This window comes from Amycolatopsis sp. H20-H5 (genome assembly GCF_035828755.1).
Classification (GTDB): Bacteria; Actinomycetota; Actinomycetes; order Mycobacteriales; family Pseudonocardiaceae; genus Amycolatopsis.
In genome coordinates this window covers 1-24,526 of sequence record NZ_JAYMZS010000023.1, presented here as the reverse complement: position 1 = coordinate 24,526, position 24,526 = coordinate 1, and the positions used below count along the sequence as shown (strand labels likewise).

The following is a 24,526-nucleotide window of genomic DNA, read 5'->3' as shown; positions in this document are numbered from 1 at the left end:
GACCCGTGCCGGATTTCCCCGCCCCGATCGGGTGGCCGGTTACATTCGGGCGGAATTCGTCCAGTGTCCTCGCCATGTCCCCGCGGAGCGGTGTTGCAGGTGAAATTCAGGGTGCTCGGCCCGCTGACGGCCTCCGTCGTGCTGCCCTCGGCCGCGCAGCCCCGGCGGCTGCTGGCGGTGCTGCTGGCCAGGCCCGGCGAGTTCGTGCACCGCGACACCCTCGTCGACGAGCTGTGGCCGGAGGGCGCGCCCTCCAGCGCCGCCGCGATTGTCCAGGTGAGCGTCTCCAAACTGCGCAAGGCCCTGTCCCCGGGGGTGCAGCCGGGGTGCGAGGGCCAGCGGTTGCGGTCCGGCCCGCAGGGTTACCGGCTCACCGTCGCCCCCGGTGAGCTCGACGCGGAGGATTTCGTCATGCTGGCCGCCTCTGCCGCGGCCGACCCCGGCCACCGGCGCGACCTGCTGGAGCGGGCGCTCGACTGCTGGCACGGGTCCGCGCTGGCCGACGTCGCGGGCGGGCCGCTGGTCGAGGCGCACAAACTCTGGCTTGAGGACCGGCGCCGCTCGGTGCTCGGCCAGCTCGTGGAACTGGACCTGGGCGAGAGCCGGTTCCGAGCGGTCGCGGAGCGGCTCGGCCCGGTGGTCGCCCAGCGGCCGACCGACGAGCGGCTGGTCGCCCGGCTGGCCGTCGCGCTCGCCGGGCTGGAACACCGCGATTCCGCGCTGGAGCTGCTCCGCCGGACCCGTCGCGAGCTGTGGGACCAGGCCGGGGTGCGCCCGGGTGCGGAGCTGCTCGAGGTGTACCGCGGGATCGCCGGCTGCGAGTGGATCAGCGCCGGACCGCCCGCCCAGCTGCCGCCGCCCGTGCCCGACTTCACCGGCCGGTCCGAGGCACTCGCCGAGCTCGGCCGGGCGCTGCGGTGCTCGCGGCCGATCCTGCTGCACGGGCCTGCCGGGGCGGGCAAGACCACGCTGGCCGTGCAGGCCGCCTGGCGCGTTCGCAAGCGGTTCCCGGACGGGCAGCTCGTCGCCGGGCTCCGCCGGGCCGACGGCGTCCAGGCCGACATCATCGAGGTGCTGGCGGGCTTCGTGCGGGCGCTCGGCGTGGCGGCTTCCGACGTGCCGGGCGGTCTCGCCGACCTCGTCGCGTTGTGGCGCAGTCACACCGCCGACCGGCGGGTGCTGGTGCTGATCGAGGATCCGCAGTCCGAGCAGCAGGTGCGCGCGCTGCTGCCCGCCGGGCCGGGCTGCGTCACGGTGATCACCTCCCGGCGCCGCCTGCCGGGGCTGGACGGGGTCCAGCCGATCGAAGCCGGTGAGCTGACCGAATCCGACGCGTACGCCCTGCTCGGCGCGACCGCCGGTACCGACCGGCTGGCCGCTGAACCCGAGTCTGCGCGCGCCCTCGTCGCGCGTTGCGGCGGGCTCGCCCTCGCCGTGCGCATCGCCGGGTCCAAACTCGCCCAGCGCCCGCATCTGAAGGTCGCCGAGCTGGTCGCCCGGCTCGAGGACGAGCGGCGGGGACTCGACGAGCTCACCGCGGGCGAGACCGGTGTGCGGGCCGTCGTCGCGTCCGCGCTGCGAGAGCGCAGTGGGCCGGAACGGGACGTCCTGCGGACGTTCGCCGCGTTCGGCGGGCGCGACCTGTCCGAATGGTGTGCCGCGGCGCTGCTCGACCTGCCGATGGCCGAGGCGCGGGAAGTGCTCGACACGCTGGCCGATGGCCATCTGCTGCGGGTGACCGGCCGCGACGCGGGCGGGTTCGTCCGGTACACGCTGCCCGGGTTCGTGCGGCTGCTGGTGCGGGAACGGGCGCGTCCCGAGGAGAACCGGATCGACCGGGCCGCCGTGCACCGCGCGCTGAGTGTCACGCTCGCCGTCGCCGAACACGTGCTTTCCTTGGTGGGCACGGAGTTCGTCCGCACCGACGGGAGTGCGGAGCCGACGCCGGACGCCGCGGTCCTCGCCAGGATCGCGGCGGATCCCATCGCGTGGCGCGACGCCGAGGCGGAGGGCCTCGCGGCGGCCGTGCGGACGGCCAGCGCGCACGGCTGGCACGGGCTCACCGAGCGGCTCTCGGACGCCTACATCGCCCTTACCGGTACCCGGCTGGCCGGGACCTCGGCGCAAGCTGTGTCGCTGCTGGGCCTGCAGGCCGCCCGCCGCCGCAGTGACTTGCCCGCCGAGGCGGCGAAACTGCTCAATCTCGGGACGTTGCACTGGGAACACGGCCGCTCCGGCCGGGCGCGGCACTACTTCACGATGGCCAAGGCGCGGTTCCGCGCACTGGACGACCTGCGCGGCACGGGCGCGGCGCTCGTCGCGCTCGCGGACGTCGACGCGGAGGCCGGGGACGCCCCGCTGGCCCTCGAAGGCCTTCGCGAGGCGCTCACACTGCTCCGGGAGTGCGGTGACCTGCCGGGTCAGGCCGTCGCGTCGGCGCACCTGGGCTCGCTGTCGGACGATCTGGGCGACGTCCGGCGCGCGATGGAGAGTTTCGAAGCCAGCATGCTGCTCGCGCAGCGCTGCGAAGACGGGCGGCGGCACGACCAGGCCGCGAAGCGCTACGCCGATGTGCTCCGGCGGCACGGGCGTCCCGACGCGGCCGCCGACCTGCTGACCGGCGCGCTGCGCGGAGCGATCCGCGTGCACGAGCGGCACTGGGAGGCACACGTCCTGCGCAGCCTCGGCGACCTGCACGCCGAGGCTGGCGAGATCGCCGACGGTGAGCGGTGCCTGAACCACTCGCTGGAGCTGTTCACCGAACTCGGCCACCGGCACGCCGCCGCGTACACCCACCGGAGTCTCGCCGAGGCCCGGCGGCTCGCGGGCGATCCCGCCGCCGCGGAGGAGCACCTGCGCGTCGCGATGCGCACCTTCCGCGAGCTGCACGATCGGCGAGGAGCCGGGTACGCGCTGCTCACGCTGGGCAGGCTGCGGGCCGGTACAGGGGCAGGGCAGGCCGAAAAGGTGCTGCGCACGGCGGCGGAACTGTTCCGGGAGCTCGGTTTCCCGTTGTGGGAGGTGCGCGCGCTGCACGAGCTTTCCGGTGTGAGTTCCGCGTCTCCTGAGCGCGAGCGAGTTCGTGAAGCGTTGACAAAGATCAGGATCGGGCCGCTTCCCGTATAGGCCCTGACCGGTGTGCCCGGGGTGGTGTTTGGCGAAGTTATGGCGTCGCGGGCTTGGCTGCCGCCGTCGAATTCCGCACCGAGGAGGCATGCCATGCGTGTACATCCGATGCTGCCCAGGGTCGCCGTCGGGCTCACCGCCGCGGCGGCGACCATGCTGTTCGCGAGCCTGGGCACGGCGTCGGCCGCCACCAAGCTGAGCCAGTCGACGGCCGCGTCCCAGCTGAGCGCGGCCGGGGTGACCCATTCGTCCAGCGGCGGGTGCACGACCAGGTCGAACTCGACCTGCACCTCGTACGAGCAGATCAACTCCACCACCGTCGACGGCGTCATCACGCTCAAGCGCGCGAGCGGCTGCGCCATCAACATCACCGGCGGCACCGAGGTCGGCCACGCGTCGGGCACCTACAGCCATTACAACGGCTACAAGGTGGATACCACCCACAACAGCTGCCTCGACGGCTACATCAAGAACAACTTCAGCTACATCGGCCTGCGTGGCGACGGCTACCCGCAGTGGAAGGCGGCGTCGGGCAACCTCTACTGCGACGAAGGCAGCCACTGGGACATCACCTACTTCACCAGCGGGGGCTGAGCCTTGGACGGTAAGAGAATCGTCGCGTTCGTGGTGGGCGGGCTCGCCGCGGGCGTGTTGTGGGCGGGCCCGGCGGCAGCGGCCCCGGCAAGTGCCGACAGCGCCGACAGCGCCGACAGCATTGCCGGGTGCACCAGCCCGCCGACGCCCAGCTGGTTCGGTACCCGCGAGCAGGAGGCGGCGGGCGTGGCGGGCGACTCCGTGCCCGACTCCTGGGGCAGTTCGCTCAACATCGCGCGGATCGCCTGTTTCGAAAGCAGTTTCAGCCCGACGGCGACCAACGGCCAGTACTACGGGCTCGGCCAGATGAGCCAGACGAGTGTGGGCGCCACCGGGGTGAGCTGGTCGTCGTACGTCAACGGCAGCTCGGCGCACCCGGCGACGTTCTACCAGGTGCTGGCCATGATGCGGTACGTCAAGGATCGCTACGGCGACACGACTGCCGCCTGGAATCACGAGGTCGACTACAACTGGTACTGAGCTGGGACGGTGGTGGCCGGGCGCTGTCTCCGGTGGGTGGGAGGCGTCGCCCGGCCATGGCCGGTTGTCCCGCCGTGCAAGGCTCGTGTCCCGTTGTGCACCAGCCGCCCGGCGGTACTGGCCAACTACGGGGACCGCGGGCGAGGATGGGCGCCGTCGAAAGAGGGGTGGGCGCGAAATGGTCAGGGTGCAGGACACCGCGGACGCGGCGAGCCGCCGGGAGGCGCTCCGGCAGGATCGCCACGCGAACCCGCCCGCCCATGTCGGCAAGGCCGCCGGGGTCGCCAGGCCCGAGGGTGAGGGCGCCACGGGTCTGGTCGCGGACGGCACCGACGGGCTGACGCTGGACTACGCCGAGCTCGCCGCCGCGCAGCGGGCACTCGACGAGCGGTACCGGGAGATCGAGGGCCACCTCGGCAGCGCCACCGAGCTCGGCTCGCCGCTGCGCGACGGCAAGGGCCCGGTGAGCGACCACATGCGGCAGTCGTTCGGCAAACGCGGTGGTGGCGCCGACGGTGGCGTGCAGGCCGCGCTGCGGTCGTACCTGACCGAGCTCGCCGCACTGCGGGAGACGCTCGGCCAGGCGATGGCCGCGCACCAGCGCCAGGACCAGGCCGCGGCCGACGTCGTGAGCACGGCTCCGGCGGAGTGAGGCGAGGATGAGCGACCACCACCGCCGCGACAAGACCAAGCGCGTCAAGCGGATCCAGGCGCGCAACGAGACCGAGGCCGCGTTCGGCACGATCCACTGGGACGGCTATCAGCACCGCGAACTGTGGGACATGGTCAAGTCCGCCGAACCCGCCGTGCTGGGCGAGCACGCGCACCGCTGGGCCGAGCTGGCCAAGGGCGTCGACACCGCGACCGCCGACGTCCGCACCACCGTGCAGAAACTGCTGCTTTCCTGGCGCGGCCCGTCGGCCGTGCAGGCCGCGGAGTCGGTGCACCGCTTGACGGACTGGGCGAGCGACGCCGGGGAGCAGGCGCGCCACATCGGCGACGGGATGGACGTCTACACCGCCGCCCTCACCGAGGCCCGGCGGTCCATGCCCGAGCCGGTGCACTACTACGCCGAACGCTGGTTCCGCGACGGCCGTGCCGTCACCGCGCTGAACGGCCAGAGCGGCGCGTACATGATGGACGAACTGCTCGACGACAAGCTGCCGGGCAAGCAGCAGATGGACGACGCGAAAGCCAGGGCCGTGCGCGTGATGGAGCAGTACGAGGACGCCAGCAAGGGGGTCCGCCACCGGCTGCCGCCGATGTTCGGCACCGCCCCGCAGGTGACCGCCCGCGTGCCGGACGAGCCGCCGCGCGCTGTCGTTGTGGTCCCGATCGGGGGCCCGCTGCCCGGTGATCCCGATCCGCGTGACCGCGCGCCGGGCCCGGTCCCGCAGCCTGGCCCGTCGCCAGTCGCGGGGCGGCCTGGGTACGACGACGGCACGTACGCCGCTTCAGCAGTTCCCGGCGAGCTTTCCGGCGTCGGCGGCCAAGCGGGCTCTGGCGTCAACGGACTGAACGGCGGCGGCGTGCCGGGCGCCGCGGACGCGCTCGACGACGGCGCCCGCAGCGGCCGCGGCTTCGGCGGTGGTCCGGCCGCGGGCGGATTCGGGCCCGGCCAGGCCGGTGGCGCGCGCGCCGGGATGGGCGGTTTCGGCATGATGCCGCCCGGCGCGGGCGCACGGCGTGAGGACGACGAGGAACACCACGACCGATACGCCGTCGGCCACGACCTGCTCGACGACCTGCCGCCCGCCTATCCACCGGTGTTCGGCGAATGACCGGCGGGTACCACGCCGATCCGGACGAGCTGCTGGCGCTCGCCGGTCGGCTGGAAGAGGTGGCGGGGGAGCTCCGTGCCGCCGCGTGCTCGCTCGGCGGCGCGACCGCGGGCGAGCTGGGGCCCGCCGGGATCCCCGCGGCGCTCGCCGGGCTGACCGGCGCGTGGTCGGGCAGACTGCGCTCCGTGGACACGGAATTCGGGTCGGCGGTGGCGGGCGTTCGCGCGGCGGCCAAGGCCTACGCCGACGCCGAAGAGCGCGCCGCCGGCGAACTGCGTCATGGCGGCTGACTACCGGGGGCTGGGCTTCGATCCGGCCCCGGGCAGCACCGACGCCGTCTCGGCCGCCGCCGCGGCCTGTTCCGGCGCTGCCACCCGGCTCGACGCGGCGGCTTCGATGAACGTCGACCTGCCCGAAGCTTGGTCGGGTGACGCCGCCGAGACGCTCGCCGAGCACGCGCTGCGGTCCCGGGCGGCTCTGGACCCCGCGCCCGCCCCCCTGCGAGCGGCCGCGGACGTGCTCGACGGCTGGGCGGGCACCCTGGTGGCGAACCAGCGGAAGGCCGAGCAGCTCGATCGCCGGGCGTTGTCACTGCGCCGGGCGGTGACGGACGCCTCCGACGAGGTCGAGGCCGCCGCCACGGCGGCGCAGTTCGCGACGGGTTCCGCCGCCGCGCCCGCCGAAGCCGCCATGACGGCGGCGTCGACCAGGCACGAAGACCTCGAACGCGAGCTCGAGCGGGTGCTCGACGAAGCCAGGGTGCTGGAGCGTGATCACACGGCCGAGGCGACCCGCGTCGCGCGGCGGCTGGGCGCGCTCGGCGAGGGCGACACCGCGGCCGCCGCCGCGATCCCCGACCGCGAACGGCTTTTCGGTGGCCTGACCCGGAAACTGGACACGTTTTCGGTCGTCGGTCACGAGCTGGGCGCGACGCTGGCCCGCGTCCCGCGTGAGGCGGTCACGCCGCCTTCGGGAGCTGTCGGCGCCTTCGCCGCCGCGCTGGCACGACCGCAGGGCGGCCGGTGAGGCTCACCGCGGTTCCGGGAATCACGCCGGTGACACTGGGCTCGGTCGAGCGGACGACGGCCGACCTGCTCGCGCTGCTGGTGCGGCTGCGCGGGCCGGACGCCGAGCGCGACGTCGGGCTCGAGGCCGCCGCGATCCAGTCCGCCGAACTCGCCCACGCCCACGACGCGGGCCTGCTCGCCGTGGTCGAACACCCCGGCTCTGACCCGGCACTGCTGATCGCCGGGGTGGTGGCGCTCGACCGGCCGATGGACGTCGACTCGGCCGCCGAGCTGAGCTTCTACGTCGCCGATTCCGCCGCGCCCGGCATCCGCGAGGTGAGCACCGCGCACACCGGCCGGGGCTATCCGGTGGTGATCGTCGAACGCATCGCCGTTTCGGGGCCACCCGCTGGCGCGCAACTGCAGGCCGTGGTGATCGACCCGGACCGCCCGCGGATCGTGGTGTTCACCCTGCACTCCCCGGGCGGGCGCGGCTGGCTGGAGGTCGCCGGGGTGGCGGGCACGCTCGTCACCGGCGTCGATCTCACCGCGCCAGCTCCTGTTCCCTGAACTCGCGCGGGGTCTTGCCGGTCGCCTTCCGGAACGTCCGGGAGAAGTGCGCCGCGCTGGTGAACCCGCAGTCCTTGGCGATCTCGCCGATCCCGCGTCCCGCCTTGGCCGGGTCGGCCAGCAGCGTCTTCGACCGTTCCACGCGCAGGCCCTTGATCCGCTCGGAGACCCCGTGGCCGTCGTCGAACAGCTGGTAGAGGCGACACCGGGAGATGTACAGCGCGTCGGCGACCCGGTCCGCGCTCAGCGCCGGATCGCCGAGGTGCTCGCGCAGGTACCGCAGCGCGTCGCGGCGTCGTGAGGCGAGCGCGTCGACCCGGTCCAGCTCGACCCGCAACGCACTGCGCAGCACGAGTTCGGCGAGTCCCAGCAGGTGGTGCGCCAGCCCGTGCGGGTCCAGCATTGGCCCGGCCGCGAGCACGTGCGCCACCGCGCCCGCGAACAGCGCCCGCAGGGCGGCGTCCACCTCGACCGGCCGGAACATCAGCGGATGCAGCTCTTCGAACGAGATGGACAGCTTGGCGGCGGAGACGGTCAGCATGACGACTCCGCGCCGCCCCGGCGTCTCACCCTCCGGCCCTGGGCCGACGGCCTGGACGTGCAGGGTGCAGTCCGCGAAAGTCAGCCTGGCTCCCGATTCCGCGACCGCGCGCGGGACCGTGCAGCGCAGCAGCAGCTGGATCTCCCGTGCGGGCACCTGGCCGCCCAGTATCGCGGCACTGGCGGCGGCCGCCCCGGAGGCGCGCACGACCAGGAACCCCCTGGACACCCCGTCTTCGGGGTCTTCCCGCATGTCCGTCTCCCGCCGATCGGCCGGGAAATCCGGCGTTCCCGCGTCCATCATGGGCGAGAACGCGTTATCGTGCCGAAGGGGGAGTGACGAGCCCTTCCCCGGCTTTGAAGGAGGACCATGGCGCGGCGTTCGTCGACGGCGGCGGGAATCGTCCTGTCGCACCTGGAATTCGACCTCCTCTGGGCGGATCTCGGGCGGGGCGCCCGGCCGTACCCGCTCGACGTGCCCGCGCACGGGCGGACGCGGGCCGAGCGGGGCGAACTGGGCGTCACGGTGTTCGCGAAACTGGCCGAGGCGGGGTTCGCCGACGGCGACGACCTCGACCCCGAGCTGGAAGACCTGTTCGTGCTGCTCGGTTCCCCGGCGCTTTCGGTGGACGCGCTGGTGGTCGGGGAGCAGCCGTGGCGGCTGCTCGCGGCGGTCCGGGGAGCCCATGGCGTGCTGGCCGTGCTCGACGAGGACGAACTCGTCCTGGAGCCGATGCGCGGCGACGACCTCGTCGACACGGTGGCTCGCATGCTCGGCGAAGCGGTACCCGGCCCCGGCGAGCAGGTCCGCCTGCCGCGCGCGGTGTTCTCGGCCGCCATGGACGGGTTCGCCCGCGCGGGTTACGGCGGTTTCGAACGCGCGCTGGCCCAAGCCCGGATCACCGGCCGCGCGGTTCGCCCGCTGGCCACCCTGGTGACTTCGTCGCGCTACGCGGCCGGGCAGCTCGCCGCGAACGCCGGTACCGCCCGCAGCCCGGTGCTGGCCTGGTTCGACACCGAGGCGGGCCGGTACGCGGTGACGCACGAGGACGTCGGCGGTGAGCCGTGGGTGATGGTGACGCCCGCCGGTGGCGCCTGGGTCGCCGACCGCCTCCGGTCGATGCTCGCCGCGGTCTCCGAGACGTAGCCCTTCAGTCCTCAGTGGACGGTGACGGCCCACGGGGCCGGAGTTGGCGTTTCGTCCTCTTCGGACGGTGGCGCGGGCACGGCAGGCGGCAGCAGTCCCTCGCCGAGTCCACCGAGGACGGCCAGCCCGTCGGCCAGCGCCGCCGCCGAAGCCCAGGCCACGAGCCGCCGGACGACGCCGGACAGCGCGGCGGGCGTGAGTTCGAGCGCGGGCCGGGCGAAACGCAGGCCGATGAGCTTTCCGTGCAGATCGACGGTGACGTCTACGCCGTCCGCGCTCGCACTTTTGGTGATCGCCGCCAGCCCGGCGGAGTACGAGCTCTCCGCCGCGTCGGCGTCGTCGAGCAGCTGCTCGACCGAACGTTCGTCGGCCATCAGGCCCTCCAGGAGTCCGGGGTGGTCGCTTCGGCCGCCTCGGTGAATTCGGCGGGCACGCTGAGCCCGAGGGCGTCCGCGGCGGCTTCGTCCAGGCCGTCCGCGAGCGAGTGCCGGGTACGCCGGTTGGCCCGCGCGGTCGCGGTGTCGACCAGTGCGAGGACGCGGCGGGCCAGTTCGGTGGGCCCGAGGCGGAGCGCGCCCGCGTCCAGCGTCAGCTCCTTGAGGCCGCCGCCCGCCGCGACCTCGAGGGCGATCGAGCCGTCGCCCGCCCGTCCGGTGCTCACGGGTGCACCCCGCCGTAGAAGGTGGCGCTCGAGAGCGTGTGGGTGTTGCGCCGCACGGCGTCGCCCGAATTGCCCTCGATCATGGTCACCTTGTCGCCGTCGACCTTCTCGACGATCCCGATGTGCGTGCTGGTCGAGCCGTTCTCCGGGCCGGTGCCGAACAGCAGCACGTCACCGGGCCGGGCCTGGTGCAGGGCGTTCTTGCCGAACGCCTGGCCGTTGTGCTGCCCCCAGCGGTAGACGTCGCCGGTGAAGGGCTTGATCCCGATGTCCACCCCGGCCTTGCGCCACATGGCGGTCGCGAACGAGGAGCACCACGCGGCCGTCGGGCCGTACGGGTTGTTGTTGCTGCCGGGCGGGTTCTCGCGGGTGCCGAGCTCTTTGCGCGCCGCCGCGACGATGTCCTTGCCCCGCGCCGAGGCTTTGCTCGGCGAGGTGTGACCGGGCTTCGAGTGGTTCGCGTACCGGGTGGGTTTCACGGCGTGATCCGCGACGCCGTCGTGCCGGAGGTCCTTATGCAGGGCTCGCAGCTTCTTCGCGGCGGCGGTCAGCTCGGCGTCGACGTGCCTCAGGTTGGTGGCGGACTGTCTCGTGTAGTGCGGAGCCAGGTCGGCGGCCGCACCGACGGCCTTGAGCAGTGCCGCCGGGGACCCGGCCCCGGCGACCGCCACCCCGGCGTCAAGTGTCCGCTTCGCCCGGACGAGGTATTCGTCGACGAGCCGCCGCGCTGCCGTGTGTCTACCATCCACAGTGGACGCGACGGAGGCGACGATCTGCTCTGCCGCGCTCGCCGCCGCGCTCGTCGTCCGTAGCTGCCTGCCGAACTTGGCGGTGGCGTGGCCGAACCCCTCGGACGCGTCGCCCTTCCAGTGGCTCAACACCGTCGCGCTCTCCTGGTGGTGCGCGTCGTGCTGTTCGGTGAGGGAGCTCGCGGTCTGGTGCAAGGCGAACTGCGCCCGGACGGCGTCCTCGGCCTTGCCTGCCAGCTTGTTCCGGTGCGCGATGAGATCCCCGGCGAACTGCCGGGCCAGTGCGGTGGTGTCCATGGCTGCTCCTGGCTCAGGCCGGGTCGCGCAGGTGCGCGGCCGCGGCGGCTTCGTGCTCGGTGTAGGACTTCGAGGCCCTGGCCGCGGCGCTCGCCAGCGAGTCCGCTGTGGCGCCGACGCCCTTGACCTGCTTCTGCAGCGCCAGGCCGAAGTCGCCGAGCGCGTCGGCGAAGCCGGATTCCTTGCCGATCCGGCCGAAGCTGTCGTCGGCGAGGCCGCGCACGCCCTTGACCTGCTTCGCCGCGACCTCTCCGAGTGCGTCGGCGACCTGACGGGAGCGTTTGACGTAACGGTCGAGGGTCGCGCTGTCGACCCGGAGCCTGCCCGCTCCGCCGCCGCCCTTCGGGGTGACGGCGGGGTGCTTGCCGTGCCCGGCCGCGATCTCGTGGGCGGCCTTGCGGGCCGCGGTGAGGTGCTTGCGGTAGGCGCCGTTGGTGTAGGTCGACCACGGGGCCCAGGACTTGCCGTCGGCCGAAAGGCTGTTGGCCACCTTCGCGTTGGCCGCCGGTTCGAACAGGTCCGAGTTCGAGTCCAGGTGGTACTGCTCGCGGCGCTCGGGTCCCATCCCACCGAGCATGTTGATCTGCCACAGACCGTAGGAGTTGTCCGGCGGGGTGGCGTTGTGCGCCCGGGTGTCGCCGCCGGATTCGGCGAGCGCGACCGCCACGGCGGTGGTCAGTCCCTGACCGCGGAAACCCGCGTCGTAGGCGTGCCGCGCGATCTGCTCGGGGCTCAGCTTGCTCATGCGCCCAGCTTGACCGTGCGTGCACCGGCGGCGGAACCGGCGTTGCACGCCTGGACCAGTGCGTTGCACAAACCGCGCGACAGGCGGCAGGCTTCAGGGTTCGGCGCGGTGTGCCGGATGCCCGTGCGTGCGCCTCCGGTCCTTCAACTCGGCTTCGAAGACGTGCCGCCTGCCGCGGAGCAGTTCGTCACGGGAGTCCCGCTCGAGCTCGCGGAACGTCCGGTAGTAGCCGTCGTCGTACTCCTCGACGAGCTGGAAGGTCCACCGGCCGGGCAAAACGTTGCGGCCGATCAGGTCCGTGGTGATCCGGTCGGCCAGCTCGGCGTGCCCGGCCGCGCGCAGCTGCTCGACGGCTTCGTCCAGCTTCGCGTCGGCGCTCCCGGTCAGCTGGTGGAACGAATACAGGTGGCCGCGGGCGCGCTCCACGGTCTCCAGCGCTTCGCTCAGCCTGCCCACCGCGGCCACCGTCTCGTCGGCGACGCCGTCAGGCCGGGTGTGCTCGGGGTTCAGCGTCCCACCGCCTTCAGCAGCTCGGCCTTGGTCATTTTCGACCGGCCGCGGACGCCTTTCCGCTTGGCCTCGTTGTACAGCTGCTCCTTGGTACGCCCGCCGGGACCCTTGCCGGAGCGCAACCCGCCGCGCTTCTGCGGCGACATGTCCTCGACGGAGCTCCGGCTGGCCTGGGCCGACTCGCCGGACTGCGCCCGGTTCTTGTTGACCGTCCGCGCGGCGATCTCCTTCGCCCGCTTCGGGCTCGCGCCCTGCTCACGTTCGGACGCCTTGACGTGCTCGTACTGGCGTTCGCGTTTCCTGCTCCATGACTGGTCGGGCATGAGAGTGTCTCCTTCCTGGCCTGATTGCCGACGGGTACCCACCGGGCCCGGCGGTTATTCCCGCCGCGGGTTTCCGGGCCGCCCGCACCGGGGTACCCGGCTCAGGGTGCACCCGGACGAGTGATGAGGAGATCCCGTGACGAGGACGCGCGACCGTGCCCCGGCGGCGGAAGCCGAGATCGAACGGAAGTACGAACTCGGCCACGGCAGGCCGGTGCCCGCACTCGCGCCGGTCGGACCGGTGACCGGCCGGGCGGAACCGCGCGAAACCCTGCTCGACGCGAGCTACTTCGACACCCGCGATCACCGGCTCGCGCGGGCGGGCATCACCCTGCGCCGCCGCAGCGGGGGAGGAGACGACGGCTGGCACCTGAAGCTGCCCGTGTCCGAGGACCGGCGCGACGAGCTGTCCCTGCCGCTCACCCGGGAGCAGGACGCCGTGCCGCGGCGGCTGACGCGGCTGGTGAAGGCGTACACCCTCGACCGCAAGCTGGTCCCGATCGCCAGCCTGCGGACCAGACGCACTTCGTACGACCTGGTCGACGACCGCGGCGCGGTGCTGGCCACGATGACCGACGACGTGGTGACCGGCGAGGTGGGCGGAGCCGCGGCGCACCTGGACCACTGGCGCGAGCTGGAGATCGAGCTGAGCCGCGGCGCCGATCCAGGCCTGCTCGACCTGCTCGACAGCGCGGCGCGGGCGGCCGGGGCCGAGCGCTCCCGCTGGCCCTCGAAGCTGCGCAGGCTGATGGGTGAGCAGGTTCCCGGGAAGGTGTGCGAGGGCAAGGCACGGGCGGGCGACGTCCTCGTCGCCTACCTGCGCGAGCAGGTGGAAGCGCTGGGGCGCAACGACGTCGGCGTCCGGCGTGGCACCGCGGACTCGGTGCACCAGCTGCGAGTCGCCGCGAGGCGGCTGCGCAGCGCGCTCAAGAGCTTTCCTCACCTCCTGGACCGCGCGGTCACGAGGCCGCTGGCCGAGGAACTCAAGTGGCTCGGCGGCACGCTCGGCCCTGCCAGGGACACCGAGGTGATGGCGGCCCTCCTGCGCGCCGAACTCGCCGAGCTGGCCCCGGAACTCGTCCTCGGCAGCGTGGACAGGTCGCTCACCAGGCACTTCGCGCGCGAGGCGGAGGAGGCGCGCGACGCCGCTCTTCGCGCTCTCGACAGCAAGCGTTACACCCGGCTGCTTCGGGCTCTGGACGAGCTCGTCGAGCGTCCGCCGGTCACCCGGCGAGGGCGGCGGGGGACCAAGGAACTCCGCCACGGACTGGTGAAGGCCGAGCGGAAGCTTCGTCGGAGCGTGTCGGCCGCCGATGGCGCCGAGCAGGGGCGGGATCTCGACGTCGCCCTGCACGAGGTCCGCAAGAAAGCCAAGCAGGCGCGCTACGCGGCCGACGCGCTGCGCCCGGTGACCGGCCGCAAGCTGGGGGAGTGGCGCAAGGGCGTCAAAGCGCTGCAGAGCACGCTGGGCGAGCACCACGACACTGTGGTGGCCAGGGATGTCCTTCGCCTGCTCGGGATCAAGGCCTATGCCGACGGCGACAACGGCTTCACCTTCGGGCTGCTGCACGGCCTGTCCACGGGACGCTCCGGGAAGCTGCGCCGAGAGTTCGTGAACCGGTGGCGTTCCGTCCACAAGGGACCGCGACCGGAGTGGCTCGGCTGAGCCGCCCCGCGGCCATCCGCACGGTCATTCGTCGGCGGTCAGTTTCGCGCGGAGTTCCTGCAGCGTCTGGGAAAGCAGCCGGGATACGTGCATCTGCGAGATGCCGACCCGCTCGGCGATCTGGGTCTGGGTGAGGTTGCCGAAGAACCGCATCACCACGATCGAACGCTCCCGGTGCGGCAGCTCCCGCAGCAGCGGCAGCAGCGCTTCGTGGTTCTCCACGTGCTCGAGCTCGGTGTCGTCCTCGCCGAGCGTGTCCGCCAGCGACATCGTGTCGGACTCGCCGGTGACGGCCTTGTCCACGGACATGGTCTGGTAGGCGTTGCCCGCGATGAGGCCTTCACTGACCTCTTCCACCGTCAGCCCGAGATGCGCGGCGAGCTCGCTGGGCGTCGGCGCGCGGCCGACGCGTTGCGACAGCACGCTCGTGGCTTGGCTGAGCGACAGGTGCAGTTCCTTGAGTCGCCGGGGGACCCGCAGCGACCACGCGCTGTCCCGGAAGTGGCGGCGGACCTCGCCCATGATGGTCGGCACCGCGAACGAGAGGAAGTCGGACCCGCGGTCGGGCTGGAAGCGGTCGATCGCGTGGATCAGGCCGATCCGCGCCACCTGCACCAGATCGTCCCTGGCCTCGCCGCGGCCGGTGAACCGGCGGGCGATGTGCTCGGCCACCGGCAGGTACTCGGTGACCAGACGGGCGCGCAAAGGTTCGTGGCGGGCGTCATCCTCGGGCAGGCCGGCCAGCTCGACGAGCAGGGGCGCGCAATGCCGGTACTCGTCCTGCCGGGCGCTCCGCGCGGTGTGTTCGGGCGGACTGCTCACTCGCGCACACCCGCCGGGCGTTTGGCGAACTCGATGCGGGCTTCCGGGTGCCCGCCGATCTCGGTAGGCAGTATTCGCATCGACACGGAGTCGGTCAGGGTGCCCAGCACGTGCCAGCCGAAGCGCTGGGTGCTCGGTTCGGTGCCGTGCGACAGCGAAGCCGAGACCGAGATCCGCAGCTCACCCTCGAGATCGGTGAACCGGCAGACGAGCGGCAGGCCGGGCTCGGTGTGGTCGAGCAGGCAGGCGCAGGCCTCGTCGACGGCCATCACCGTGTCGTCGATGGCGTCGAGGTCGAAGTCGGCTCTCGCGGCTATGCCCTGGACGAGTAGCCGGACGAGGGACAGCTGGTTCGCCTCGGCCGGCACGCGTAGTTCGATGTGGCCTGGTTCGAGCCGACTCAGTTCGATCTGGGCGTCGAGGGTCTCCGGCGAACGGGGGCCGCCCCCGGATCCGCCGGAGTGGCCGTTCGTGCTTGGGTCCATGATCCGGGGTTACCCAGCCCGCGACCTCCTGACACCGATCGGGGCCGCCGGATATTCACCGGCAGGGAGGGTTGAGCCGCGTGATGATCGGGTAAACGAAAGAACAGTCGTGTGCCAGCCCGGGCTCGTCCACGGCCAGATCCCGCCGGTTCATGCCGAGTAGCCGGCGGGATCGCCCATGTCCGAGAACCCCGCACCGCCCGTGGGTGATCGACCCCCGCGGACTTGACGGTGCCTGCCCGGGGCGTACCGTCATAGTCTCGAGTGACTGGCGTTCAGACAAGTGCACCGGTCAACCCTGTGGTAGATACCGGTTTCCCCGCTGGCTCGACGTGCACCACCGCCGGAGCCGGGAGCCGGGAAGGAGCACCCGAATGCTTCCCATGCCGTTGGACCCGACCGGGCTGCCCGGTCTGACCGTCACCACCGCCGAGCCGGTGCCCGGCATGTTCGTGCTCACCGCCGTCGGTGAGATCGACGCGGCGACGGTGGACCGCTTCCGCGCGGAGCTGCTGGACGTCTGCGCGCTGGGCGACCGGCTGGTCGTCGATCTGTCCCGGGTCGAATTTCTGAGCTGCGCCGGGCTGCGCGCTCTCGAAGACGCCCGGTCCGGCGCGCCGGGGCTCTGCGTCGTGGCCACGCATCACATCGTGCTCCGCGCCCTCGAGATGACCGGCGTCGGCGCGTGGCTGTCCGTGCGCTCCAGCGTCGGCGACGCCTGCCGCGACGCGGTTTCGATCTGATCCCCAACCCAGCGATCCCGCCCGGCTGTCCGGCTCGTCAGGACAGCCGGGTTTCGCGTGTTTCCGGCCCCCGGCCCGTTTCGACGGCCGGACGGCACAACCCGCGCTGAGCCGTCCGGCGCAGCCGTGAGCCGGTCTCCGTCTGTTCGGTGCGGGTGCTCGCGCACCCGATGATCGTCCGGCTACCATCTCTGCTTCCTGGGTCGCCTGCGACGGCGCGACCCGCCTGGGACCACGGTGCCGACAGGAGCAGAGAACACATGTTTCCGGCCTGGAGCGAGCAGGGGAACGAGCTCACCGACGAGCTGGCAGGTCTCTTCCATTTCGATCTCGCCACCGCCGGGTGGCGGTGGTCGCCCGAGGTCTTCCTGATCCTCGGATACCCGCCCGGTTCGACCGAGCCCAGCGCCGAGTTGCTCGGTCCGCTGGCCGAGGTCGTCGAGCGAGCGGCCCGCGGCGGGGAGCCGTTCAGCGTCCGGCATCGCCTGGTGACCGTGGACGGCCGGGTGGTGCCCGTGCTCGTCGTCGGCGAGGCCGAGCGCGACGGGGAAGGCCGGGTGGTCGCCGTGCACGGGTGTTTCGTGGACCTGGACGGCCGCCGGTCGATGGCGGCCGAGCAGCGGGACGAGGCCGTGAACGAGGCCGCGGGCCTGCACCGGGCGATGGCGTCGCGGGCCATCATCGAGCAGGCCAAAGGCATGATCATGCTGGCGTACGGCTGTGACGCCGCGACGGCCTTCGAGCTGCTGATCGAGGCGTCGCAGCGTTCCAACACGAAGTTGCACACGCTGGCGACCCGGCTCGTGACCGAGATGGAGACCGGGAAGGCCCAGCCCGAAGCGGCCCGGCAGCACCTCGAACGGGTGTTCCTGCGGCTCGGCCGGAAGCACTCCTCCGGCGGGTGAGCGATCCTGTTCAGGCGGTTGATCGGCGTCTCGCGCGGGTAGTCTGCTGCCTGTGACGGACCTGGTCCGGCCGGGATGGCTCGAGCCCATGCTGGCCACTCTCACCGAGCGCCGGTTCTCCGACCGGAACTGGGTTTTCGAGCGCAAGCTGGACGGCGTGCGCGCGATCTGCGCGCGCGACGGCGGCGACGTCTCGCTGTGGTCGCGAACCAGGCACGCGATGAACGGCGCGTACCCCGAGATCGCCGACGCGCTGGCCGCACAGGGTGCCGAGCGGTTCGTCGTGGACGGTGAGATCGTCGCCTTCGACGGGAACCGCACCAGCTTCGCGGCCCTGCAACCCCGCATCCACCTCACCGATCCGAAGCGGGCGCGGGAAAGCGGGGTGCGGGTCTTCTACTACCTGTTCGACCTGCTGCAGTTCGACGGCCTCGACGCGCGCCCACTGCCGCTGCGCCGCCGCAAGCAGCTCCTGCGCGAAGCCTTCGACTTCGACGGCCCGTTGCGGTTCGCCCAGCACCGCAACGCCGACGGCGAAAGATTCTTCGAGGAGGCTTGTGCGCGCGGTTGGGAAGGCCTGATCGCGAAACGCGCGGACTCGCCGTATCACCCGGGCCGGTCGCCCGATTGGCTGAAATTCAAATGCGTGTTCGAGCAGGAGTTCGTCGTGGGCGGGTTCACCGACCCGCAGGGCACCCGGACCGGGTTCGGCGCGCTGCTGCTCGGGTACTACGACGGCGGCCGCCTCCGCTACGCGGGCAAGGTCGGCACGGGCTTCGACGACGCCGTCCTACGTGAGCTGGCCGGACGGCTGGGCGAGCTCGAACAGCGCGCCAGCCCGTTCGACGGCCTGGTCCGGGAGCGCGGCGGCCACTGGGTGCGGCCCGAACTGGTGGTGCAGGCCGGGTTCGCCGAATGGACCGGCGACGGCAAACTGCGGCACGCCCGCTTTTCCGGCGTGCGCGTGGACAAGGCGCCCGGCGACGTGGTGCGGGAGGCCTGATGGACCCGGACGAGATCAGGACGTCCAATCCGGACAAGCTGTTCTACCCCGCCGACGGGCTCACCAAGAGCGACGTCGTCGACCACTACCGGACGGTGGCCGAGGTGATGGTGCCGCACCTGCGCGGCAGGCCGCTGACGCTGCGCCGGTACCCCCACGGGATCGAGGGGCAGACCTGGTTCCAGAAGGAGGCCAGCTCCCACTTCCCGGACTGGGTGCGGGTCGAGGAGATCCCGCAGCATCACTCCGCGAGCGTGCGGCACGTGCTCTGCGAGGACGCCGCGACGCTGGTGTACCTGGCCAACCAGGCGGTGGTCGAGTTCCACATCTGGACGTCCACAGTGGACGCCCTGGAGAAGCCGGACCTGGTGGTGATCGACATCGACCCGCCCGAGGGCGTCACGGTCAAGGAGCTGCGCGGCATCGCGCGCGGGGCGAGCCAGGTGTACGAGGCGATCGGGCTCACGCCCTACCTGCAGGCCACCGGCGGCCGCGGTTTCCACGTGGTGGCGCCGCTCGACGCGACCGCGGGCCACGACGTCGTCCGCGCGCTGGCCAGGGGCGCGGCGGAGCTGCTGGTCCGCGCCGACCCGGACCAGATGACCGTGGCACAGCGCAAGGACCGGCGCGGCCACCGGGTCTTCCTCGACACCAACCGGAACGGCTACGCGCAGACGTTCGCCGCGCCCTACTCGCTGCGCGCCCGGCCGGGTGCCGGGGTCGCGACGCCGCTCGACTGGGCCGAGCTCACCAGGGCCAAGCCGGACGGCTGGAACCCCCGGAAACTGAAACAACGGCTGGCGCGCAAGGAAGATCCCTGGCTGGACATGCGCGCGCACGCCGCGTCCGCGACGAAGGCACTCGAGTTGCTCAGGAGGTTCTGATGGCCCGGCCGATCTGGAGTGGGGTGCTGACGCTCGGCCTGGTGACGGTGCCGGTCGAGCTCTACAGCGCGACCGGTGATCACTCCGTGCATTTCCGGCAGTTCGAACGGGGCACCGCCGACCGGGTGCGCAACCGGCGGGTCAACGAGCGCACCGGCGACGAGGTCGGCTTCTCCGACGTCGTCAAGGGGTACGAGCTCGACGACGGCGAGTACGTGCTGGTGGAGCCCGACGAGCTCGACGAGGTCGCGCCCGGCCGGTCACGGGCACTGGAGATCGACGCGTTCGTCGACCTCGGCGAGATCGACCCCGTGTACTACCAGCGCAGCTACTGGCTGGCCCCGGCCAAGGCCGAGTTCGGGCACGCGTACGGGCTGCTGGTCGCGGCGCTGGCCAGGGCGGAGAAGGCCGGGATCGCCAAGTTCGTCATGCGGGGCAAGGAATATCTCGCCGCCGTCCGCGCCGGTGATGGTGTGCTGGCCCTGCAGACCCTGCACTTCGCGGCCGACCTGCGGGACCCGGCGAAGGAGCTGGACAAGCTGCCCGGCCCGGTCCGGCCCAAGGCCAAGGAGCTCGACATGGCGGTGAACCTCATCGAGTCGATGAGCGAGCCGTGGCGGCCGGAGGACTACACCGACACGTACACCGAGCGCGTCGAGAAGCTGGTAAAGGCGAAGAAGAAGGGGCGCAAGGTCACCCCGGACCCGGAACCGGACGAGTCTGGCGAGGTGGTCGACCTGTTCGACGCGCTGTCGCGCAGCGTGCGCCGCGGCCGGGCGAAGCCGAAGAAAGCCAAGGGCGGCAAGGCAAAGCAGCCCGCCCTGGCCGGTCTGAGCAAGGCCGAGCTGGACAAGCTCGCGCGTCAGCGGGACATCAAGGGCCGGTCCAAAATGACCCGCGCCGACCTCGAACAGGCCCTACACGCCTCGTGACACTCGCACCATTTTCGACTGTCCCTGAAGGCCACCATGACGGCGTTAGACGCCGTCATGGTGGCCTTCAGGGACTTCTGGAGCGGACGAGCGTGGCTTGACCACGGCGAAGGCGATCATGGCTCATCAACCGGTTGACCCGGGAAATGAGCCTCGCGACAGCCACGGTTAGCTTCTTGAATCCCTACACCTGCCGCTGTGCGCCGTGAAGGCTCCCTTCACGGCACCGCCTCAGCCGTCGGGCTGGACGTCGGCGGCGTCGGCCTGGGGGAGCAGGCCGCGCCAGCGGGGCGTGCCGAGACACCCGGCGGCCGTCCAGTCGCTGAAAACCACCTCGCCGACCAGGGTGGGCGACGTCCAGTGGGCGTCGGCGACCTGGGCGGCGGGCACCGAGTGGAACGGGGAAGTCTTGCGGGGCAGGCGGCTGAGCCGTTTGGTCAGGCTTTCGAGCTCCGCGGCCGGGAAGCCGACGCCGACGTTGCCGACATAGCGCAGGGCGTCGCCGTGCGGGATGCCGAGCAGCAGCGAGCCGAACGTCGCCGCGCGGCGGCCGCCGCCGGGCCGGAACCCGCCGATCACCACCCGCTGGACCCGCGGCGCGGTGATCGACAGCCAGTCGCCGGTGCGCCGTCCCGGCCGGTAGCGGCTGTCGGCGCGTTTGGCGAGAATGCCCGCCAGCCCGTGTTCCCGGCTCGCGCGGGCCACCGCGCCGCCGTCGCCGCGGTAGTGCGCGGGTACCTGCCAGTGGGGCCCGGCCAGTCCGAGGTCCTCCAGCAGTTCGCGCCGCCGGGAGTACGGCAGTTCGAGGCACGAGTGTCCGTCGAGGTGCAGCAGGTCGGTGGCCAGGAAGAACGCCGGATACCGCGCGGTGAGACGTTTCGTGCCGCTCGCGCGGGCCTCGACGCGCTGGCGGAGGCCGTCCGGGCTGGGGTGGCCGTCCTCGAACACGACCACTTCGCCGTCCAGAAGCGCTTCGGTGGAGCCGAGTTGCCCGCCGAGGCCGCGCAGCTCCGGGAAACCGGCGGTCAGGTCGGTGCCCGCGTCGTCGTACGCGGTGACGCGGCCGCCGCCGACCCGCAGGATCGTCCGCAGACCCGACCAGTCGAACTCGTAGGCCCAGTCCTCGTCCTCCGCTGTCGGCGGCAGCCGTCCCGCGCGCGCGAGCATCGGCGCCAGGAACCCTGGCGTCCGCTGGCGGCCCGGTTCGGCGGGGTCGAGGCGCTTGAGCATCCAGTCGCGTTCGGCGTCCGGGTCGTGCCGGTTGAGGAACAGGTAGCGGCCGCTGGCGCGTTCGCCGTGGAAGACCACCTCGACCTTGTGGTCGTTCCAGTGCAGCGTCTCGTAGCTGCCGTGGTCCCAGATCGTCATCCGGCCGCCGCCGTACTCCCCGGCCGGGATGTCGCCCTCGAAGGTCGCGTACGCCATCGGGTGGTCCTCGGTATGCACCGCGAGCCGGTTGATCCCGGGATCCAGCGGCAGGCCCTTCGGCACCGCCCACGAGACGAGCACGCCGTCGCGCTCCAGCCGGATGTCCCAGTGCAGGCGGCTCGCGTGGTGCTCCTGGATGACGAAGACGTCGTTGCCGCCCGGTGCTTCCGCGTCCTCGGGCAGGGGTTCGGAGGTACGGCCGGGGTGGCGTTTGCGCCGGTACTCGCCGAGTTTCTCCGCCATGGCCCGCGCGGCGCTCCTTCCCGATCGGTAGTCCCAGGGTAGCCGTTCGTGACCACCGGGAAACCCCCGATCGAGTCGGCTTCAGCCGAGCGTGGCGGAAAGCCAGCCGCGCCAGGAGTCCGCCGAGTCGGGGGCCGGGCCGAAGAAGTGGTGCCCGACGCCGACGGACATGCCGATGTCGGAACGGCCGTGGAACCGGTAGAGCGCGGCGGTGGTGCGGATGCCCAGGTAGGACGGGGCGGTGTAGTCGACGACGCCGTCGATCGGTGGCAGCCCGGTCACGGCGAGGCGCACCCGCGCACCGGCGGCGGGCGTCCCCGGCAAGCCCAGCGCTCGCAGCAGGACTGCCCACGCCTCCGGGGCGGCCGAGGACTCGGGGCCGTCGGCCCCGACGAAGGTCGCCGGGCGGCCAGGGAAGTGCTCGAGGTACTGGCCGAGGGTGTGCAGGTACAGCTCCCAGCCGCGGGCGGTCATGTCGTCGTACTCGGCGGTCCAGTCGTCCCCGGCGAACCCGTGGTGCACGAACCGGAGCACCGAGGTGCCACCGTCGGTCGCCTCGATCAGGTACTCGAAGGCATGGAACGTGCCGTCCGGTTGCTCGCCGCCGCGATAGGCGAGCCGGGTGCCCGGCTCCCAGGCGGTGATGGTCGCTTCGTCGGTGTACTCGCCGATTTCGAGCCGGATCTTGCCGCCTTCGCCCGGTTCCACGGTGTGCGGGCCCATGAACCAGGCGTCGATCCCGGGGCCGGTGGCGATGGCTTCCCACACCTGCTCGGGCGCCGCGCGCAGCTCGACCTCCTTGCGTATGGCGAACTCCCTGGTCATGTCCCTCGCTCCTTCGGCCGGTTCCGGAAGGGTCGACCGTGCCATTGACAAGATTAGTTGTCAATGGCACGGTCGGATCAGGCGGGGCCGTTCGATCGGTGCCAGACTGCGGATATCGACTGAAGGGATCGCCCATGACGACCGTGGCCGACCAGCTCATCGCCGTGCTCATCCAATCGGGGGTACGCCGGATCTACGGGGTGGTCGGCGACAGCCTGAACCCGGTGGTGGACGCGATCCGCCGCAGCGGGGGAGCGGCGAAGGGCGGGATCGACTGGGTCCACGTGCGCAACGAGGAGGCGGGCGCGTTCGCCGCGGCCGCCGAAGCCCAGCTGACCGGGCAGCTCGCGGTCTGCGCCGGCAGCTGCGGCCCCGGCAACCTGCACCTGATCAACGGCGTGTTCGACGCGCACCGCTCGGGGGCGCCGGTGCTCGTCATCGCCTCCCACATCCCGTCCGCGCAGATCGGCACCGGGTTCTTCCAGGAGACCCATCCGGAGCGGCTGTTCCAGGAGTGTTCGCACTACTGCGAGCTGGTCAGCTCGGCCGAGCAGATGCCGCGGCTGGCGAGGATCGCGGTGCGCAACGCCGTCGGCCGCCGGGGCGCCGCCGTGCTGGTGCTGCCGGGGGACGTCGCGCACGAGAGCGCCGCCCACCCGGTCGGGACCGCCGGTTCGCTCGGCCACCCGCCCGCGATCGTCCCCGCCGAGGCTGACGTCGCCGCGCTCGCCGACCGGATCGAGCGGGCGGACAAGGTGATGATCATGGCGGGCGCGGGGTGCCGTGACGCCCATCGCGAGGTGCTCCAGCTCGCCGACGCCGTGGGCGCGCCGGTCGGGCATTCGTTGCGTGGCAAGGAGTTCATCCAGTACGACAACCCGTTCGACGTAGGCATGAGCGGGCTGCTCGGCTACGGCGCGTGCTACGACGCCATGCACGACGCGGACCTGGTCCTGCTGCTGGGCACCGACTTCCCGTACGACACCTTCCTCCCGCAGCGCAACACGGTCCAGGTCGACGTCGACCCGGCACGGCTCGGCCGCCGCACGGCGCTCGAGTTCGGCGTGCTCGGCGACGTCGGCGCGACCATCCGCGCGGTGCTGCCGCGGTTGCGGCGGCGCGAGGAGCGCGAATTCCTGCACGCCACCCTGCGCAAACACGAGCGCGGCCTGCAGAAGGTGGTGGACGCCTACCTCCGTGAGGTCGAGGGCAAGACGCCGATCCACCCCGAGTACGTCGCCGACATCCTCGACGAGGAGGCCGCCGACGACGCGGTGTTCACGGTGGACACCGGCATGTGCAACGTCTGGGCCGCCCGGTACCTGACCCCGAACGGGCGACGGCGGCTGCTCGGTTCGTTCGTGCACGGCAGCATGGCCAACGCGCTGCCGCACGCCATCGGCGCGCAGGCCGCGGCGCCGGAACGCCAGGTGGTCGCGCTGTGCGGCGACGGCGGCCTGGCGATGCTGCTGGGGGAGCTGCTCACGCTGAAGACCCACGCCCTGCCGGTGAAGGCCTTGGTGTTCAACAACTCCTCGCTCGGCATGGTGAAGCTGGAGATGCTGGTCGACGGGCTGCCCGAGTTCGGCACCGATCACGACCACGTCGACTTCGCGGCGATCGCGCGGGCGGCCGGGCTGCACTCGATCCGGGTCGAGAAGGCCGGTGACGTCCGCGCCGGGATCCAGGAGCTGCTGGCCCACGACGGGCCTGCGCTGCTGGACGTCGTCACCGACCCGAACGCGCTGTCCATCCCGCCGAACATCACCGCCGCGCAGGTGAAGGGGTTCGCCCTCGCGGCGAGCCGCACGGTGCTCAGCGGTGGCGTCGGGAGGATGCTGCAGCTGGCGAAGTCCAATCTCCGCAACATTCCCCGGCCGTGAAAGCCCGTGGGTGTTCCGTCCGGTGTGAACCGGCCGGAACACCCACGAGCCCTAGTACTACAGAGCTAGATCTATGCGTGTCGGTTCGTGATATCGGCTGCTGGTTGTGCGAGTGTTTGCGTGTGACCATTCCTTCTGCTGGGCGGGCTGGCGTCGCGGGCGGTGCGCCTCGGGAAG

Annotated in this window: 27 protein-coding genes; 16 read left to right on the top strand and 11 right to left on the bottom strand. The window is 72.1% G+C overall.

The window, feature by feature from the left end; translation table 11 throughout:
- The first annotated feature begins 99 nt into the window (after positions 1–99).
- The 8 genes from QMK34_RS15720 (at position 100) to QMK34_RS15685 (ending at position 7,558) form a co-directional block, all read left to right on the top strand.
- Positions 100–3,126, top strand: a complete 3,027-nt coding sequence (locus QMK34_RS15720) for an AfsR/SARP family transcriptional regulator (protein WP_326414712.1) — start codon at positions 100–102, stop codon at positions 3,124–3,126.
- Between the two features lie 93 nt (positions 3,127–3,219).
- Positions 3,220–3,720, top strand: a complete 501-nt coding sequence (locus QMK34_RS15715; protein WP_326414711.1) for a hypothetical protein — start codon at positions 3,220–3,222, stop codon at positions 3,718–3,720.
- A gap of 3 nt (positions 3,721–3,723) precedes the next feature.
- Positions 3,724–4,200 (top strand): hypothetical protein, encoded by a 477-nt coding sequence (locus QMK34_RS15710; RefSeq protein WP_326414709.1) that lies wholly within the window; start codon positions 3,724–3,726, stop codon positions 4,198–4,200.
- Between the two features lie 178 nt (positions 4,201–4,378).
- On the top strand, positions 4,379–4,852 hold the full coding sequence (locus QMK34_RS15705; RefSeq protein WP_326414708.1) for a hypothetical protein: 474 nt from the start codon (positions 4,379–4,381) through the stop codon (positions 4,850–4,852).
- A 7-nt stretch (positions 4,853–4,859) separates the two neighbouring features.
- A complete protein-coding gene (locus tag QMK34_RS15700; RefSeq protein ID WP_326414707.1) occupies positions 4,860–5,981 on the top strand; it encodes a PPE domain-containing protein in 1,122 nt (373 codons plus the stop codon).
- Positions 5,978–6,271 (top strand): hypothetical protein, encoded by a 294-nt coding sequence (locus QMK34_RS15695; RefSeq protein WP_326414706.1) that lies wholly within the window; start codon positions 5,978–5,980, stop codon positions 6,269–6,271. The genes QMK34_RS15700 and QMK34_RS15695 overlap by 4 nt, the downstream gene beginning before the upstream one ends.
- Positions 6,261–7,007 (top strand): hypothetical protein, encoded by a 747-nt coding sequence (locus QMK34_RS15690; RefSeq protein WP_326414704.1) that lies wholly within the window; start codon positions 6,261–6,263, stop codon positions 7,005–7,007. Before QMK34_RS15695 ends, QMK34_RS15690 begins: the two co-directional genes overlap by 11 nt.
- A complete protein-coding gene (locus QMK34_RS15685) occupies positions 7,004–7,558 on the top strand; it encodes a hypothetical protein (RefSeq protein WP_326414703.1) in 555 nt (184 codons plus the stop codon). The genes QMK34_RS15690 and QMK34_RS15685 overlap by 4 nt, the downstream gene beginning before the upstream one ends.
- Here QMK34_RS15685 and QMK34_RS15680 read toward each other — a convergent pair.
- Positions 7,533–8,402, bottom strand: a complete 870-nt coding sequence (locus tag QMK34_RS15680) for a helix-turn-helix domain-containing protein (protein WP_326414702.1) — start codon at positions 8,400–8,402, stop codon at positions 7,533–7,535. The genes QMK34_RS15685 and QMK34_RS15680 overlap by 26 nt on opposite strands.
- A 66-nt stretch (positions 8,403–8,468) precedes the next feature.
- Between QMK34_RS15680 and QMK34_RS15675 the strand changes: the two genes are divergently transcribed.
- Positions 8,469–9,245 (top strand): ESX secretion-associated protein EspG, encoded by a 777-nt coding sequence (locus QMK34_RS15675; protein ID WP_326414699.1) that lies wholly within the window; start codon positions 8,469–8,471, stop codon positions 9,243–9,245.
- Between the two features lie 11 nt (positions 9,246–9,256).
- On the opposite strand, the gene QMK34_RS15670 is transcribed toward QMK34_RS15675, so the two are convergent.
- From QMK34_RS15670 to QMK34_RS15645, 6 genes are all read right to left on the bottom strand, one after another.
- A complete protein-coding gene (locus QMK34_RS15670) occupies positions 9,257–9,619 on the bottom strand; it encodes a hypothetical protein (protein ID WP_326414698.1) in 363 nt (120 codons plus the stop codon).
- The gene (locus tag QMK34_RS15665) at positions 9,619–9,906 is read right to left on the bottom strand and encodes a hypothetical protein (protein ID WP_326414697.1); all 288 of its coding nucleotides are present in this window, start codon (positions 9,904–9,906) and stop codon (positions 9,619–9,621) included. Before QMK34_RS15665 ends, QMK34_RS15670 begins: the two co-directional genes overlap by 1 nt.
- Positions 9,903–10,952 carry a CHAP domain-containing protein gene (locus QMK34_RS15660; RefSeq protein ID WP_326414696.1) on the bottom strand — a complete coding sequence of 350 codons (1,050 nt, stop codon included), beginning with the start codon at positions 10,950–10,952 and terminating at the stop codon, positions 9,903–9,905. Before QMK34_RS15660 ends, QMK34_RS15665 begins: the two co-directional genes overlap by 4 nt.
- 13 nt (positions 10,953–10,965) lie before the next feature.
- Positions 10,966–11,697, bottom strand: a complete 732-nt coding sequence (locus tag QMK34_RS15655) for a transglycosylase SLT domain-containing protein (protein ID WP_326414695.1) — start codon at positions 11,695–11,697, stop codon at positions 10,966–10,968.
- 93 nt (positions 11,698–11,790) lie between these two features.
- Positions 11,791–12,162, bottom strand: a complete 372-nt coding sequence (locus QMK34_RS15650) for a hypothetical protein (RefSeq protein ID WP_442785158.1) — start codon at positions 12,160–12,162, stop codon at positions 11,791–11,793.
- 41 nt (positions 12,163–12,203) lie between these two features.
- Positions 12,204–12,530, bottom strand: a complete 327-nt coding sequence (locus QMK34_RS15645) for a plasmid stabilization protein (RefSeq protein ID WP_326414692.1) — start codon at positions 12,528–12,530, stop codon at positions 12,204–12,206.
- Between the two features lie 136 nt (positions 12,531–12,666).
- Between QMK34_RS15645 and QMK34_RS15640 the strand changes: the two genes are divergently transcribed.
- Entirely contained in the window at positions 12,667–14,196 is a 1,530-nt protein-coding gene (locus QMK34_RS15640) for a CYTH and CHAD domain-containing protein (protein WP_326414691.1), read from the top strand.
- Positions 14,197–14,220: 24 nt separating this feature from the next.
- Here QMK34_RS15640 and QMK34_RS15635 read toward each other — a convergent pair whose 3' ends face one another.
- Together QMK34_RS15635 and QMK34_RS15630 are read right to left on the bottom strand one after the other, a co-directional pair.
- Entirely contained in the window at positions 14,221–15,018 is a 798-nt protein-coding gene (locus tag QMK34_RS15635) for a SigB/SigF/SigG family RNA polymerase sigma factor (RefSeq protein WP_326414689.1), read from the bottom strand.
- Complete coding sequence (locus tag QMK34_RS15630) at positions 15,015–15,503, bottom strand: ATP-binding protein (protein ID WP_326414688.1); 489 nt, start codon at positions 15,501–15,503, stop codon at positions 15,015–15,017. Before QMK34_RS15630 ends, QMK34_RS15635 begins: the two co-directional genes overlap by 4 nt.
- 374 nt (positions 15,504–15,877) lie before the next feature.
- Between QMK34_RS15630 and QMK34_RS15625 the strand changes: the two genes are divergently transcribed.
- From QMK34_RS15625 to ku, 5 genes are all read left to right on the top strand, one after another.
- Positions 15,878–16,246, top strand: coding sequence for an STAS domain-containing protein (locus tag QMK34_RS15625; RefSeq protein ID WP_326414687.1), 369 nt, complete (start codon positions 15,878–15,880; stop codon positions 16,244–16,246).
- A gap of 260 nt (positions 16,247–16,506) precedes the next feature.
- Positions 16,507–17,151, top strand: a complete 645-nt coding sequence (locus QMK34_RS15620; protein ID WP_326414686.1) for a PAS and ANTAR domain-containing protein — start codon at positions 16,507–16,509, stop codon at positions 17,149–17,151.
- Between the two features lie 52 nt (positions 17,152–17,203).
- Complete coding sequence (gene ligD, locus QMK34_RS15615) at positions 17,204–18,154, top strand: non-homologous end-joining DNA ligase (RefSeq protein ID WP_442785157.1); 951 nt, start codon at positions 17,204–17,206, stop codon at positions 18,152–18,154.
- Entirely contained in the window at positions 18,154–19,038 is an 885-nt protein-coding gene (gene ligD / locus QMK34_RS15610; RefSeq protein ID WP_326414684.1) for a non-homologous end-joining DNA ligase, read from the top strand. The genes ligD (QMK34_RS15615) and ligD (QMK34_RS15610) overlap by 1 nt, the downstream gene beginning before the upstream one ends.
- The gene (gene ku, locus QMK34_RS15605) at positions 19,038–19,970 is read left to right on the top strand and encodes a non-homologous end joining protein Ku (protein WP_326414683.1); all 933 of its coding nucleotides are present in this window, start codon (positions 19,038–19,040) and stop codon (positions 19,968–19,970) included. The genes ligD (QMK34_RS15610) and ku overlap by 1 nt, the downstream gene beginning before the upstream one ends.
- A gap of 231 nt (positions 19,971–20,201) precedes the next feature.
- On the opposite strand, the gene QMK34_RS15600 is transcribed toward ku, so the two are convergent.
- Together QMK34_RS15600 and QMK34_RS15595 are read right to left on the bottom strand one after the other, a co-directional pair.
- A complete protein-coding gene (locus QMK34_RS15600) occupies positions 20,202–21,641 on the bottom strand; it encodes a DNA polymerase ligase N-terminal domain-containing protein (RefSeq protein WP_326414682.1) in 1,440 nt (479 codons plus the stop codon).
- Positions 21,642–21,722: 81 nt separating this feature from the next.
- A complete protein-coding gene (locus QMK34_RS15595; RefSeq protein WP_326414680.1) occupies positions 21,723–22,466 on the bottom strand; it encodes an SRPBCC family protein in 744 nt (247 codons plus the stop codon).
- A 134-nt stretch (positions 22,467–22,600) separates the two neighbouring features.
- Between QMK34_RS15595 and QMK34_RS15590 the strand changes: the two genes are divergently transcribed.
- Entirely contained in the window at positions 22,601–24,349 is a 1,749-nt protein-coding gene (locus tag QMK34_RS15590) for a pyruvate dehydrogenase (protein WP_326414679.1), read from the top strand.
- Positions 24,350–24,526 lie beyond the last annotated feature (177 nt).